This window comes from Sphingomonas sp. FARSPH, from assembly GCF_003355005.1.
In the GTDB taxonomy this organism is placed as follows: domain Bacteria; phylum Pseudomonadota; class Alphaproteobacteria; order Sphingomonadales; family Sphingomonadaceae; genus Sphingomonas.
This window is the reverse complement of the sequence record NZ_CP029985.1, coordinates 439107-453644: the sequence shown is the minus strand read 5'-3', so window position 1 is coordinate 453644 and position 14538 is coordinate 439107. Positions and strand designations below refer to the sequence as shown.

At 65.4% G+C, this 14538-nt stretch carries 12 protein-coding genes; 10 read left to right on the top strand and 2 right to left on the bottom strand.

The window, feature by feature from the left end; genetic code table 11:
- Positions 1-257 precede the first annotated feature (257 nt).
- Positions 258-2801, bottom strand: a complete 2544-nt coding sequence (locus DM480_RS02250) for a S8 family peptidase (protein ID WP_115377358.1) — start codon at positions 2799-2801, stop codon at positions 258-260.
- A gap of 51 nt (positions 2802-2852) precedes the next feature.
- A complete protein-coding gene (locus DM480_RS02245) occupies positions 2853-3863 on the bottom strand; it encodes an AAA family ATPase (RefSeq protein WP_115377357.1) in 1011 nt (336 codons plus the stop codon).
- A gap of 399 nt (positions 3864-4262) precedes the next feature.
- Here DM480_RS02245 and DM480_RS02240 point away from each other — a divergent pair, with 399 nt between their 5' ends.
- The 10 genes from DM480_RS02240 (at position 4263) to DM480_RS02195 (ending at position 14526) form a co-directional block, all read left to right on the top strand.
- Positions 4263-5789 carry an acyl-CoA carboxylase subunit beta gene (locus DM480_RS02240; protein ID WP_115377356.1) on the top strand — a complete coding sequence of 509 codons (1527 nt, stop codon included), beginning with the start codon at positions 4263-4265 and terminating at the stop codon, positions 5787-5789.
- A gap of 138 nt (positions 5790-5927) precedes the next feature.
- Positions 5928-6197, top strand: a complete 270-nt coding sequence (locus DM480_RS02235; protein WP_232834090.1) for a GIY-YIG nuclease family protein — start codon at positions 5928-5930, stop codon at positions 6195-6197.
- 102 nt (positions 6198-6299) lie between these two features.
- A complete protein-coding gene (gene mce / locus DM480_RS02230) occupies positions 6300-6725 on the top strand; it encodes a methylmalonyl-CoA epimerase (RefSeq protein WP_115377355.1) in 426 nt (141 codons plus the stop codon).
- Positions 6726-6822: 97 nt separating this feature from the next.
- Entirely contained in the window at positions 6823-7605 is a 783-nt protein-coding gene (locus tag DM480_RS02225; protein ID WP_115377354.1) for an enoyl-CoA hydratase-related protein, read from the top strand.
- Between the two features lies 1 nt (position 7606).
- Positions 7607-9955: a methylmalonyl-CoA mutase gene (scpA, locus tag DM480_RS02220; protein ID WP_232834089.1), complete on the top strand. Its 2349-nt coding sequence runs from the start codon at positions 7607-7609 to the stop codon at positions 9953-9955.
- On the top strand, positions 9952-10332 hold the full coding sequence (locus tag DM480_RS02215) for a lysozyme inhibitor LprI family protein (protein ID WP_232834088.1): 381 nt from the start codon (positions 9952-9954) through the stop codon (positions 10330-10332). The genes scpA and DM480_RS02215 overlap by 4 nt, the downstream gene beginning before the upstream one ends.
- 94 nt (positions 10333-10426) lie before the next feature.
- Positions 10427-10999: a TlpA family protein disulfide reductase gene (locus tag DM480_RS02210; RefSeq protein ID WP_232834087.1), complete on the top strand. Its 573-nt coding sequence runs from the start codon at positions 10427-10429 to the stop codon at positions 10997-10999.
- A complete protein-coding gene (gene bioB, locus DM480_RS02205; RefSeq protein ID WP_115377353.1) occupies positions 10996-12012 on the top strand; it encodes a biotin synthase BioB in 1017 nt (338 codons plus the stop codon). The genes DM480_RS02210 and bioB overlap by 4 nt, the downstream gene beginning before the upstream one ends.
- Complete coding sequence (locus tag DM480_RS18840; RefSeq protein WP_405053248.1) at positions 12009-12404, top strand: lysozyme inhibitor LprI family protein; 396 nt, start codon at positions 12009-12011, stop codon at positions 12402-12404. The genes bioB and DM480_RS18840 overlap by 4 nt, the downstream gene beginning before the upstream one ends.
- A gap of 4 nt (positions 12405-12408) precedes the next feature.
- On the top strand, positions 12409-14526 hold the full coding sequence (locus DM480_RS02195) for an acetyl-CoA carboxylase biotin carboxylase subunit (RefSeq protein ID WP_115377351.1): 2118 nt from the start codon (positions 12409-12411) through the stop codon (positions 14524-14526).
- The last annotated feature ends 12 nt before the right edge of the window (positions 14527-14538 follow it).

Below are 14538 nucleotides of genomic sequence, written 5' to 3'. Positions count from 1 at the left end.
TATCTCAGTGTGCAGATTCTCCAAGCCACCTCTCTCCTTCACTTCTTCATTCCAATGATCGGGAATGGGTTTAAGGCTGATAGCACGACTATCGAAATCTATTCCCCAGCTCAGATGGCAACGAAGCCCTGCATCACGGATATGCGCGTTCCACTCGTCTAAAAGGAGGCCCGATGGCGCGTCCGCTAGGATTGGTCGAGTTAGTGTAAATGGACGCATTCATCATCTACCTGGTCAATAATCCTGACACCTCGTCTTCAGCCGAGCAAAACGTCAATTTCCTTGGCATCGACCAAGGCACTAACTTCCGAATAAAGATCGACCTGTTGACCGGGGGCGGATATTGAGATGACCAGCGCATAGCGGGCCTTGTCAGCGACGCGCTTCTGGCCGACATGCGACTTCCACCAGCCGCCTACCGGATAGACGGCTATAGCATCATGTCCGGCCAATTCGATCGCCCGACCGCGCCAAAGATCACAATGCAGCGAGCCGGCCTGGATCGCCTTCGGCCCCAATAGCCAGCAACTCGTCTCGCCATCCGCTTCTGTACCGTCCTTCGCTTGGCTGGCAGAAATCCGGCTGCGAAAGCGCGCATTCGTTTCGGTGCGCTTCTTCATGTCGAATCGCAGGCCGAACGATCGGTATGTATCCGGCCGGGTCGCCGCCTTGCCGGTCAGATTCGGTTCCACGAAATAAGAGAGCGTGACCTTCATGGTGACGATCTCGTTTTCGAGTTGCTCCAAAGCTGTCTTCGGCCAGGGCAGATCATAGAAGTGCATTTCGTTGAACACGCCGGTTCGTCCGTCCGTGCCGATGGCGAACGGCTGTATCTCCGCCTGAGCAACCAACGTGGCGTCGTTCTGAGCCGATAGGATGGCCCGCTCAATGTCGGGAACGCCGTACCCGAACTCGCGGAGATGCTGCTGCTTCGCGCCCTTGGTGCCGGTTTTCCAATGCGCGCCGGTGCCGATGAACTTCTTACGTATTGGCTCAGGCCAACGCGCGGAATCAACGGTCAGGGCGCGATGGGTTTCAGGCCATAAATCAGGGCGTGCCGATTGCAGGCGGCCGACGAAATTTCCCGCCATGCCGGCAGCGGCGCTGGTCGCCCAGAACGACACCAAGGGTTCGGTCGCTAAATCCGATCCTGCCGACATAAGCGAAACCGATGGGTCCCATCCGCAGAATCCCGCGGCGTCGGACATCATATTGCCTGCCTCGAATAGCACCTCCGGCTTGATGGGCGTCAAATCATCGGGAAGCGACTGCGAACCGCGACTGAATGGGCTGCGATGATTGGCCGGCACGGCGGCATTTAGAACGGGCGGCGGCGCGGGCGATTGCTCCTTGCGCGTGAATCCGCCGATGGTCAGAGCATTCCAGCTCTGCGACGGGTCTTCCAGAGGTTGGGACGGCAGAACATCGACCGCCATTCCGCCCGAGACGTTTCCCGTCGCCACGACAATCAGGCGCTTGGGCCGCTCGGCGGCCGGCACTTTCGCATCGGCTTCGCCGGGCATCGCGCCAGCGGCGATCTGATCGAGCGCACCGCTCCAGGTCGACGGCCGGCTTGGCGGAAAGTCTGTAGCGGAAGTCGCAATGCAGAAACTGCGCAGCGCGTCGGGGCGTTCGATCTCGACCGAACTCACCGCACCCTGCGTCACGACGCCATAGCTGGGCGGCTTCGTCGCCGGGAAACCGTGCGGCGGGAGCAGCTTCATCGATTCCACGCCGTGCGTCAGAACGACCGGCTGCGCGTCGTTCATCAACGGCTCCAAGTCTCCGTGCAGCACAAGACCAGCCAATGGCGTGCCGTGGCCACCATTGGGCTGATGATCGTCGGCACCCCAGGCCGCATCATAGGCCCATGCGCCGCGAAGACCCGGCGCGATCAACGGATGCTCGGCCGCAACACCCGTGTCGAGGGTACAGACGACCGGCGCATCCTGTGCCGGTGCTGCGATACGCTGGGCCAGTTCGGCCACCCAATCGTGTTGACCAAGCCCGGTGTCTCCCCGGTCGAGGAAAGGTTCGATCGTTCCCGTCGCCCGCCGGATTTCAGTGATCGCACCGGGCACCCGACTGGCGAATCTGGCGACCGCAGTGGCGGGCGCATGGAGAAAGATAACCGTCGTATCGGGGAAGATAAGGCGATCGTCGTGGACATCAATGTTGGCATTGCGCGCCGCGTTGACCAAGCGATCGGCCAATGCGACGGGTTGGCGAACCCAAATCTCCCACCACACGATGTCCGGCGCAGCGAGATTCACGTCGCCGGTGAACAACGATCCGGTGTCGATAGCCCGGACTTCCTCCACCACCTCGAAGCGCTCAACATCGGGGCGGCGCTGATTGCCGGGATCGCGCCCATAATCGCTGATCCTGCCTTGTAGGAAAGCGCGTGCATCGTCCGGCACGAACAGCAAGGCGCTCTCGGTGCGGTCGTCATTCCGTTCCGAGCGGAGTACCACCACATCCTGCGTCGGGAATTCCAACGTGGCCGGAACCTTGACGGCTTTGGTGCGGGAATCCTCGGCTGGCGGAAGCGTCGTGATCTCGACGATCGTGCCGGCTTTCAGCCCCTGAACGGTAAGGCGAGGATCATCTGCTGGCAAAGGAACATTGCCGAGCGCAGCAGCGAGCTGGTCGAGAAGCTGCGTGGCGTGTGCAGCGTAATCGCCGCGAAGCGGCTTACGCTCCTGATTGCGTGACGGATAAGTATAAGCAGCGGTCTCACGGAAAACGTCGATGGCAATATGTGGACGATCTCTCGTGTCAAAATTATCCGGCTCCGCCATAAGTTCCTGCTCGTTCGTTCGCGTTCCAGTCTATCCGTTGGCGGAGCCTGCCTAACGGCTGGATTGGCGACGGAACTTGCCCTTCAATGTCTGTCGGTTTTCCAAGGCTTCCCGCAGGGCATCCGGCGAGACCTTTGCCGACTCTGCTAGAATAGCGTCCTTGACGACCGCATCGGCGGCGCGAACCAGTTCGCCTTGACTCAGGCCGTCGAGCGCGGGTTCGAGCGCACCCCAAGCCTTTGCGGCAAATTTGAACTTGCCAAGCCGACGTTCGATGACCGCCCGCGCGGAAGCCGTATCCGGCAACGTGTATTCGATCACTTCATCGAACCGCCGCGCCAGCGCTTCGTCCAGTATCTCGACATGGTTCGTCGCTGCCAGCACCAGGCTGTCGGTAGAGTTCGGTTCTTCCATGAAGGCCAGAACCGAGTTCAACACGCGGCGGATTTCGCCGACATCGTTCGGATCGCCACGGCGCGCGCCGATCGCGTCGAACTCGTCGAGCAGATAAACGCCGCGCGTCTGCGCGATCTGATCGAACAGAAGACGCATCTTGCCGGCCGTCTCGCCGAAGAAGCGGCTGAACAGCGCCTCAAGCCGAACCGTAAAAAGTGGCAAGCGCAACTCGCCAGCGAGCGCCGAGGCGGTCATCGTCTTGCCGGTCCCAGGCGGGCCGACGAGAAGCATATGCGTTGCCGGCGTCTGACCGTGCTCGCGCAAGGTCGTGCGTTCCTGCTGCTGGCGAACGATGCGCCCGAGCCGTTTGGCGATACCGTCCGACAGCACCATGCTAGACAGCGAGACCTTGGGATAAGTGCTCTCGACCAGTCCCTGCAACTCGCCACGGGGACGGGCCAGCGGAATCGGGGTCTGCCCGCCAGCGGGTTTGCCGGTACGACGCTGATCCCGCGCCTTCTGGACAAGGCGCTTGAGCTTGTCGGCCTCGTCGGGGCGGCCTTGGCGGGCTTCCTGTGCAGCGATCTGCAAGGCGATCGACAGGAGTTGATCTTCATCCCCGTCGATATGCGAATTCAGGAGAGCGAGAATTTGCTTCGTAGACATGCTCGCCTCCTTTCTTCGATGGGCCTCGCTATACTGTTCTGTGCTTAAGATACCCAAGGGGCAATCATCGGCTACAGAAGACGCTATCTCAGCGGGCGGAAAAAAGCCACCGTTTCCTGCCGCCTGCCATATTGACGACCGTCATCGCATCAGGGGCATACGGAGATATCAGCAACCCCATTTCCGCAGGCAGCGGTACGCTGTCGGCATGAAACACGCCGATCGCCCGATTGCGGGCGCACTGCGACGTAGCCGCGCCACCCTGCCAGAGCGGAGAAAGTATCCTTCGCTCAAAGGAGGGCTATAGCGTAGACGTAGTTCTCAACATCACTCGGCGCGGCGCGCCAGCTACCGTCCCGCCACGCCAAAGAGGGCGGACATCGCGCGGGAGGATATGCCATGTCGTCGACGATCCAGGAACTCGCGCGCCGCCGCGATGCCGCCCGCCTCGGCGGCGGCGAGAAGCGCATCGCCGCGCAGCACGCCAAGGGCAAGCTGACCGCGCGCGAACGGCTCGACGTGCTGCTCGACGAGGGCAGCTTTGAAGAGGTCGACATGTTCGTCGAGCACAATTGCGTGGACTTCGGCATGGCGGATCAGGTCATCCCCGGCGACGGCGTTGTCACCGGATCGGGCACGATCAACGGTCGCCTCGTCTTCGTGTTCAGCCAGGATTTCACCGTCTTCGGCGGCTCGCTGTCGGAGCGGCATGCGCAGAAGATCTGCAAGATCATGGACATGGCGATGAAGGTCGGCGCGCCCGTCATGGGCCTCAACGATTCGGGCGGCGCGCGCATCCAGGAAGGCGTCGCGAGCCTTGGCGGCTATGCCGAGGTGTTCCAGCGCAACGTGCTCGCCAGCGGCGTCGTGCCGCAGCTTTCGCTCATCATGGGCCCGTGCGCGGGCGGCGCGGTCTATAGTCCTGCGATGACCGACTTCATCTTCATGGTGAAGGATTCGAGCTACATGTTCGTCACCGGTCCCGACGTGGTGAAGACGGTGACCAACGAGGTGGTGACGCAGGAGGCGCTGGGCGGCGCGATCACGCACACCACGAAAACCAGCGTCGCCGACGTCGCGTTCGAGGACGATATCGAGACGCTGCTCGCCGCGCGCGACTTCATCGACTTCCTGCCCGCCTCGAACCGCGAGCCCGTGCCCGAGCGGCCGACCGCCGACGCCTGGGACCGGATCGAGCCCAGCCTCGACACGCTCGTCCCCGCCAACGCCAACCAGCCGTACGATATGCACGAGCTGATCCGCAAAGTGGTCGACGAGGGCGATTTCTTCGAAATCCAGCCGGCGCATGCCGCGAACATCCTCTGCGGCTTCGGCCGGATCGAAGGGCGGACGGTGGGCATCGTCGCCAACCAGCCGATGGTGCTGGCCGGCGTGCTCGACATCAACAGCTCGAAAAAGGCGGCGCGGTTCGTGCGCTTCTGCGATGCGTTCGAGATTCCGATCGTGACCTTCGTCGACGTTCCAGGTTTCCTGCCTGGCACGGCGCAGGAGCATAACGGCATCATCAAGCATGGCGCCAAATTGCTGTTCGCCTATGCCGAGGCGACCGTGCCCAAGATCACCGTCATCACGCGCAAGGCCTATGGCGGCGCGTATGACGTCATGGCGTCGAAGCATTTGCGCGGGGACTTGAACTACGCCTGGCCGACCGCCGAGATCGCCGTGATGGGCGCGAAGGGCGCGGTGGAGATCATCTTCCGCGGGCGTACGCCGGAGGAGATCGCGGAGCGGACGGCGGAATATGAGGCGCGCTTCGCCAACCCCTTCGTGGCGGCGAGCAAGGGCTTCATCGACGAGGTGATCCAGCCGCACTCGACGCGGCGGAGGATCGCGCTTGGGCTGCGGAAGCTCAGGAACAAGGCGCTCGAGAACCCCTGGAAGAAGCATGACAACATTCCGTTGTGAGCGGGACGTCATCCTCCGTCATTGCGAGCGCAGCGAAGCAATCCAGGGCGTCCTGATCCGGCTCTGGATTGCTTCGCTGCGCTCGCAATGACGAAGGGGATCTGGACGATGAGGATATTGCACCCGGCGGTCTACATCATGGCAAGCGCCCGCAACGGCACGATCTACGTCGGCGTGACGTCGAACCTACCGCAGCGCGCCTGGCAACATCGCGAAGGCATGATCGACGGTTTCACCAGACGCTACGACTGCAAACGGCTCGTTTGGTTCGAGGCGGCCGATACGATGGAGGTCGCGATCATGCGCGAGAAGCAGATCAAGGCCGGGTCGCGTGCCAATAAAGGCAGCTTGATCGAAACGATGAACCCGCTGTGGAACGACCTCTTCGCGCAGATCGCCCATGGTTGATAAGTCCACACCGTCATTGCGAGCGCAGCGCGGCAATCCAAAGCCGGAACAGGACGCCCTGGATTGCTTCGCTACGCTCGCAATGACGAAGGGAGTATCCGCATGACCCTCGGCCGCCTCAACCACGTCGGCATCGCGACGCCGTCGATCGCCCAGTCGATCGAAACTTACCGTACCCTGCTCGGCGCGACGGCGATCGGCGTGCCGTTCGACCTGCCCGCGCAGGGCGTGAAGGTGTGCTTCATCGACGCGCCCAACACGCAGATCGAGCTGATCGAGCCGTATGACGACAGCTCGCCGATCGCTGGCTTCCTGAAGAAGAACCCGGCGGGCGGGCAGCATCATGTCTGTTTCGAGGTGCCCGACATCCACGCCGCCGTCGCCGACCTCAAGGCCAAGGGCGCGACCGTGCTGGGCGAGCCCCGGATCGGCGCGCACGGGACGCCGATCGTCTTCCTCCACCCGCGCGACATGGGCGGGATGCTGGTCGAGTTGATGGAGGCGCCGGGCGAGGGGCACCACGGCTGATCCTCTTGAACCGGAGCCGCGCGCGGTCCATGGCCTCCGCAACGATGCGTTCGGGCCTGATCCCGGCCGCAATGCTGTGACATAGGGAGAGGCGGATATGGCCGTCGACCAATTGCTGACCGAGCGGCGCGGCGACGTGCTCGTGCTGACGCTCAACCGCCCGGAGCGGCTCAACGCCGCGCCGCCATCGCTGTTCGAGGACATTGCCGCGGCGCTCGCGAACCTCGACGGCGCGCGCGCGGTGCTGATCCAGGGGGCAGGCCGCGCCTTCTGCTCGGGCGCCGATGTCGGTGCGGGCGCGCTATCCGCCGCCGACCCCGGCGCCGCGACGCACGCGGCGCTCACCGATTCCTACAACCCCGCGATCCTCGCCGTCGCCGAGGCGCGCGTCCCCGTGGTCAGTGCGGTGCGCGGCGCCGCCGCCGGCATCGGCTGCAGCCTTGCGCTCGCGGCCGATTTCTGCGTCGCAAGCGACAGCGGCTATTTCCTGCAGGCGTTCGTCAACATCGGCCTCGTCCCCGATGGCGGCGCGAGCTGGCTGCTGCCGCGGCTGATCGGCCGCGCGCGCGCCGCGGAGATGATGCTGCTCGGCGAGCGTGTGCCGGCCGCCAAGGCGCTCGACTGGGGCATGATCCATAAGATCGTCGCTGACGACGCGCTGGAGGCGGAGGCGTTCGCGCTGGCGCAGCGGCTGGCGGCGGGGCCGACGGTGACGCTCGGCACGATCCGCCGCGGGCTGCACGCCGCGCTCGAAAGCGATCTCGCCACGGCGCTCGCGCGCGAGGCGGACGACCAGCGCGCGATGCGCGGCACCGCGGATGCGATGGAGGGCGGCATGGCCTTTCTGCAGAAGCGCAGCCCTGTGTTCAAGGGCGCCTGACATGGCGGACATCGAAACCAATATCGGCGAGGATGCCGGCAGCACCCGCGCGCCTGCCGCAGCGCCCGAACCGACGCCGCAGCCGGGCCTCGCAGACTGGCAGGCCGCCGCCGCGCGCGAGGTGAAGGGCAAGGATCTCACCTGGCACACGCCGGAAGGGATCGCCGTCAAGCCGCTCTACACCGAAGCCGATGTCCAGGGCTGGGACCCAGGCCTGCCCGGTTTCGCGCCGTTCACGCGCGGCGTGCGCGCGTCGATGTACGCCGGCCGGCCGTGGACGATCCGCCAGTACGCCGGTTTCTCGACCGCCGAGGAATCGAACGCCTTCTACCGCCGCAACCTCGCCGCCGGGCAGAAGGGCCTCAGCGTCGCCTTCGATCTCGCCACCCACCGCGGCTATGACAGCGACCACCCGCGCGTCACCGGCGACGTCGGCAAGGCGGGCGTCGCGATCGACAGCGTCGAGGACATGAAGATCCTGTTCGACGGCATCCCGCTCGACCAGATGTCGGTTTCCATGACGATGAACGGTGCGGTGATCCCGATCCTCGCCTTCTTCATCGTCGCGGGCGAAGAACAAGGCGTCGACCGCAAACTGCTCGACGGGACCATCCAGAACGACATCCTCAAGGAGTTCATGGTCCGCAACACCTACATCTACCCGCCCGAACCGAGCATGCGGATCATTTCGGATATCTTCGGCTACACCAGCCGCGAGATGCCCAAGTTCAACAGCATCTCGATCAGCGGCTATCATATGCAGGAGGCGGGGGCGACGCAGCTCCACGAGCTCGCCTTCACCATCGCCGACGGCATGGAATATGTGAAATACGGCGTCGCGAGCGGCCTGGACATCGACCAATTCGCCGGGCGGCTGTCGTTCTTCTTCGCGATCGGCATGAACTTCTTCATGGAGATCGCCAAGCTGCGCGCCGCGCGCGTCCTCTGGCATCGCGCGATGACGCAGCTGGGCGCGAAGGACGAACGCAGCAAGATGCTGCGCACCCACTGCCAGACGTCGGGCGTGTCACTGACCGAGCAGGACCCGTACAACAACGTCATGCGCACGACGATCGAGGCGATGGCGGCGATGCTGGGCGGCACGCAGTCGCTCCACACCAACGCGCTCGACGAGGCGATCGCGCTCCCCACCGATTTCTCCGCCCGCATCGCGCGCAACACGCAGATCGTGATCCAGGAAGAGACGGGGATGACCAAGGTCGTCGATCCCTTGGGTGGCAGCTATTACGTCGAGAGCCTGACCCAGAGCCTGGTCGATGGCGCGTGGGAGATCATCGAGCGCGTGCAGGCCGAAGGCGGCATGGCGAAGGCGGTCGCGGCCGGCTGGCCGAAGGCGATGATCGAGGAAGCCTCCGCCGCCCGCGCCGCGCGCGTCGACCGGGCTGAGGACGTGATCGTCGGGGTCAACAAATACCGCCTGCCCAACGAGGACCCGATCGACATCCTCGACGTCGACAACGTCGCGGTGCGAGAGGCGCAGATCCGCCGCATCGAACGGGTGAAGGCGACCCGCGACGAGGCGGCGTGCCAGCGCGCGCTCGACGCATTGCGTGAAGGTGCGCGTGCCGGCCACATTCCTCCCCGGAACGGGGAGGGGGACCAGCCGCAGGCTGGTGGAGGGGCAGCCACAGGCGATGTCCCTGCTGGGCTGCCCCTCCACCACTCGGCTGGCGCCGAGCGGTCCCGCTCCCCGTCCCGGGGAGGAGTTGAAACCAACCTCCTCGCGCTCGCCGTCGATGCCGCCCGCGCCCGCGCGACGCTGGGCGAAATCTCCTCGGCGATGGAGGACGTGTTTGGCCGCTTCGGCACGCAGCCGACGCCGGTGAAGGGCATCTACGGCGGCGCCTATACCGACGACGCGCGCTGGACCCGCCTCGCCGACGGCGTCGCCGCCACCGAACGGCGCTTGGGCCGCAAACCGCGCATGCTCGTCGCCAAGATGGGGCAGGACGGGCATGATCGCGGCGCCAACCTCGTCAGCAGCATGTTCGGCGACCTGGGGTTCGAAGTCGTCCCCGGTCCCCTGTTCCAGACGCCGAAGGAAGCAGCACACCTCGCGCTGGAAAGCGACGTCGACGTCGTCGGCGCCTCCAGCCTCGCCGCCGGGCACAAGACGCTGATCCCCGAACTGATCGGCCACCTGCGCGACGCCGGCCGCGCCGACATCAAGGTGATCGCCGGCGGCGTCATCCCTGCGCAGGATTACCAGGCGCTGCGCGACGCCGGCGTGCAGGCGATCTTCGGCCCCGGCACCAATCTCATCAAGGCGGCTGAGGACGTGCTCCGCCTGCTCGGCCACAACATGCCCCCGCAGGAGGATGCCGCATGATGCGCTATGCCCTCGCCGCCGCACTGCTACTTGCCGGCCCCGCGGCTGCGCAGACGCAGACCGCGATGAACCAGCAGGCCGGCGCCGAGTGGAAGGCCGCCGATGCGACGATGACCGTCCAGTGGCAGCGCACCTATGCCGCGATGAAGCGCCGCGACGCCGCCGATACCAGCCGCGGCGGCGGCTTCGGCTATGCCGCGGCGACGCTCGCCAGCCAGCGGGCGTGGCTCGCCTTCCGCGATGCGCAATGCATCATCGAGAGCGGGGAATATGCGGGCGGATCGATGCAACCGATGGTACGCAGCCAATGCCTCGCGCGGTTGACACGCGAGCGGACGGCGCAATTGAAGGACATGATGTGGCAGCGGGGACGATGAGCGTTCAGGCAGCCACGGCATCCATTCGGACGGCAGGAATCAGCGCCGCCGGTTCGGTTCGAGACATTCCGCCATGGGCGGCGTAGGAGTGCATATGCGGTTTGCAACAACGTTGGCATGGTCGCTCGGCCTGTCCCTCACGATCGCCCCCCCCGCCGCCGCGCAGGAGCGCGCCGCGACGACGGGGCGTTCGATCGCGAGCCTGGCTGGCGTGCCGTTGAAGACACGCGGCGGAAAGCCGATCACGCTCGGATCGCGCATCGCGCCGGGCAAGCCGACCCTCATCTCGATCTGGGCGAGCTGGTGCCCGCCCTGCATAGTCGAGGCGCCCTATCTCAACAAGATGCGCAAGGACTTGGCGGGGCGGTACAACTTCCTGTACGTCAATCGCAGCGACGGTAACCCCGATCCGTCGCAGCCCGCCGAGGCCATCGCTCGCTTCCTCGATCGCGGCGGGCTTGCCGATAGCGACTATGTCGTCGCCGACGTCAAAGCCTATCAACAGATTGTCGCGGCCGACCTCAAGGATATCCCCGACGGAAAGGTCGGGATCCCAAGGGTCTACCTCTTCGACAGCCAGGGCCGGCAAATCTACACCGCATATGGCTTTCAGCCGTCCGAGGCCCCGGCGCTGGAAGCGCGCCTGAAGCTGGCGATGGCCAAGTGAGCGCGCTGTCCCCGGAGCGCAACGCGGTCCGCAACGACTGGACCCGCGCAGAGATCGCAGCCCTATTCGACCTGCCCTTCGACGAGCTGATGTGGCAGGCGCAGACCGTGCACCGCGCGCATCACGCGCCGGGGCAGGTGCAATTGTCGACGCTGCTGTCCATCAAGACCGGCGGCTGCCCGGAGGATTGCGGCTATTGCTCGCAGTCGGTCAGCGCCGACAGCGGCGTCAAGGCGACCAAGCTGATGGACGTGCGCGCCGTGCTGCAGGCGGCGGCGCAGGCCAAGGACAATGGCTCGACCCGCTTCTGCATGGGCGCGGCGTGGCGCAATCCCAAGGACCGCGACATGGGCGCGATCGTCGCGATGGTCGAGGGCGTCCGCGCGATGGGCATGGAGACGTGCATGACGCTCGGCATGCTGGAGCCGCATCAGGCGAAGCAGCTCGCCGACGCCGGCCTCGATTACTACAACCATAATATCGACACTTCGCCCGAACGCTATGGCGACGTCATCACCACGCGCAGCTTTCAGGAGCGGCTCGACACGCTGGATGCGGTGCGGACCGCGGGGATCAACGTCTGCTGCGGCGGCATCGTCGGCATGGGTGAGACGCGCGAAGACCGCGTCGGCTTCGTCCATGCGCTCGCCACGCTGCCCGAACATCCCGGCAGCGTGCCGGTCAACGCACTGGTGCCGGTGAAGGGCACCGTACTCGGCGACATGCTCGCCGACACCCCGATGGCGAAGATCGACGAGATCGAGTTCGTCCGCACCGTCGCCGTCGCGCGCATCACCATGCCGGCGAGCATGGTGCGCCTGTCCGCGGGCCGCGAGAGCATGTCGGACTCGGCGCAGGCTTTGTGCTTCATGGCCGGCGCCAATTCGATCTTCACCGGCGACAAATTGCTCACCGCGGGCAACGCCGGCGAAGACAAGGACACCGCGTTGTTCGCTAAACTCGGCGTGACGCCGATGGCCGCGGACTGCCGGCTGGCCGAGGCAGCGGAGTGATTTTGACACTATTTGCACTGGCAGCCGTATCCGATTGCGATGCAGCCGCTCGGCTGTCTGGCTTGGACTACCGCCAGTGCCTCTGCAAAGTTGAGAAGCGTGCCGATGCGGAAATGGTGAGCCAATGGCGACTGACTCTTGCAGGGCTGCGGAAAGAGGACGCCGAAAATCGGCGCGAGAAAGCGAACAAACCAATTTTGGTAGCCGGCTTACTCGATTCGCAGCGCGCTTGGCTGAAATATCGTGATGCCGAATGCAACATGGTGTCGAGCCAAGCAGCCGGCGGGACCGGATATGGTGAGTTGGGAGCCGAGTGTTCGATCACGCTCACCCGACACCGGACGGAAATTCTGAGACGCCGCGTAGACGGCCTCGTTCGCTATTTGAGGTAAGAGGATGTTTAAGAAAATCCTGGTCGCCAATCGCGGCGAGATCGCCTGCCGCGTGTTCCGGACCGCCAAGCGGATGGGGATCAAGACGGTCGCGGTCTATTCCGACGCCGACGCGCGCTCCCCCCACGTGCTGATGGCGGACGAGGCGGTGCGCCTCGGGCCGGCGCCCGCCGCCGAAAGCTACCTCAAGGCCGAGCTGATCCTGCTCGCCGCCAAGGAGACGGGCGCGGACTGCATCCACCCCGGTTACGGCTTCCTCAGCGAACGCGAGAGCTTCGCGCGCGCCTGTGCCGAGGCGGGCATCGCCTTCGTCGGCCCGCCGCCGAACGCGATCGCCGCGATGGGCGACAAGATCGAATCGAAGAAGCTCGCCAAGCAGGCGGGCGTCAACGTCGTCCCCGGCTTCCTGGGCGAGATCGCCGACACCGACGAAGCGGTGCGGATCGCGACCGACATCGGCTATCCGGTGATGATGAAGGCCTCGGCCGGCGGCGGCGGCAAGGGCATGCGCCTCGCCTGGAGCGAGCAGGACGTGCGCGAAGGGTTCGAGGCGACCAAGCGCGAGGGCCTCGCGTCCTTCGGCGACGACCGCGTCTTCATCGAGAAGTTCATCGAGAGCCCCCGCCACATCGAAATCCAGGTGCTCGGTGACCAGCACGGCAACATCGTCTACCTCAACGAGCGCGAATGCAGCGTGCAGCGCCGCCACCAGAAGGTGGTCGAGGAAGCGCCGTCGCCCTTCGTCACGCCGGCGATGCGCAAAGCGATGGGCGAGCAGGCGGTCGCACTGGCGCGGGCGGTGGGGTATTACTCCGCCGGCACGGTCGAACTGATCGTCTCGGGCGCCGACACGACGGGCCAGGGCTTCTACTTCCTCGAGATGAACACGCGGCTGCAGGTCGAGCATCCCGTGACCGAGGAGATCACCGGCCTCGACCTTGTCGAACAGATGATCCGCGTCGCCTATGGCGAGCGCCTCGCGTTCGGGCAGGCGGATGTCGGCATCAACGGCTGGTCGGTGGAGAACCGTGTCTATGCGGAGGACCCGTATCGCGGCTTCCTGCCCAGCATCGGGCGGCTGGTGCGGTACAATCCGCCTGAAGCGACGGACGCCTCCCAACCTTCGTCATCCCCGCGGAGGCGGGGATCCATAACCCATGTCGTCGATGGAGCCGGTGACGCTGCATCTCTGGATTCCCGCCTGCGCGGGAATGACGAAGATGGGGAGATCAGCGCATCGCCGATCGTCCGCGTCGACGACGGCGTCGCCGAGGGCGGCGAGGTCAGCATGTTCTACGATCCGATGATCGCCAAGCTGATCACTTGGGCGCCGACGCGCGAGGCGGCGATCGACGCGCAGATCGCGGCGCTCGATGCCTTCGAGATCGAGGGGCCGGGCACCAACATCGACTTCCTGTCGGCGCTGATGCAGCATCCGCGCTTCCGCGACGGCCGGCTGACCACCGGCTTCATCGCCGAGGAATTTCCCGACGGATTCCACGGCGCCCCCGCGTCGCCGGACCTGGTGCACGCGCTTGCCGCGATCGCCGCCTTCGCCGCGACCGCGCAGGCGGATCGCGCGCGGCGGATCGACGGCCAGCTCGGCCACCGGCTGCACCCGCCCGCCGACTGGGTCGTGCGGATCGGCGGCACAGATCATGACGTGCACGTGTCGACCGACGGCATCAGCGTCGATGGCGCGGCCCTGGAGATCGGCATCGAATACACGCCGGGCGACCGGATGATCGAGGCGGAGCTGGCCGACGACAGCCGCCTGTCGGTGCGGATCGCGCCGGTGCGCAGCGGTTTCCGCTTGACGACCCGCGGCGCCAGTCACATCGCGCGTGTCCTGCCCGCGCGCATCGCGCCGCATGCCCGGCATCTGATCGACAAGGTGCCGCCCGACCTGTCGAAATTCCTGATCGCGCCGATGCCGGGTCTGCTCGTCAGGCTCGACGTCGCGGCGGGCGACAAGGTCGAGGCCGGACAGCCGCTCGCCGTGGTCGAGGCGATGAAGATGGAGAACATCCTGCGCGCCGAGAAGAGCGGCACGGTCAAGGCGGTCAGCGCGGCCGCGGGCGACAGCCTCGCGGTCGACCAGGTGATCCTGGAACTGGAGTAAGATGACGTCCGC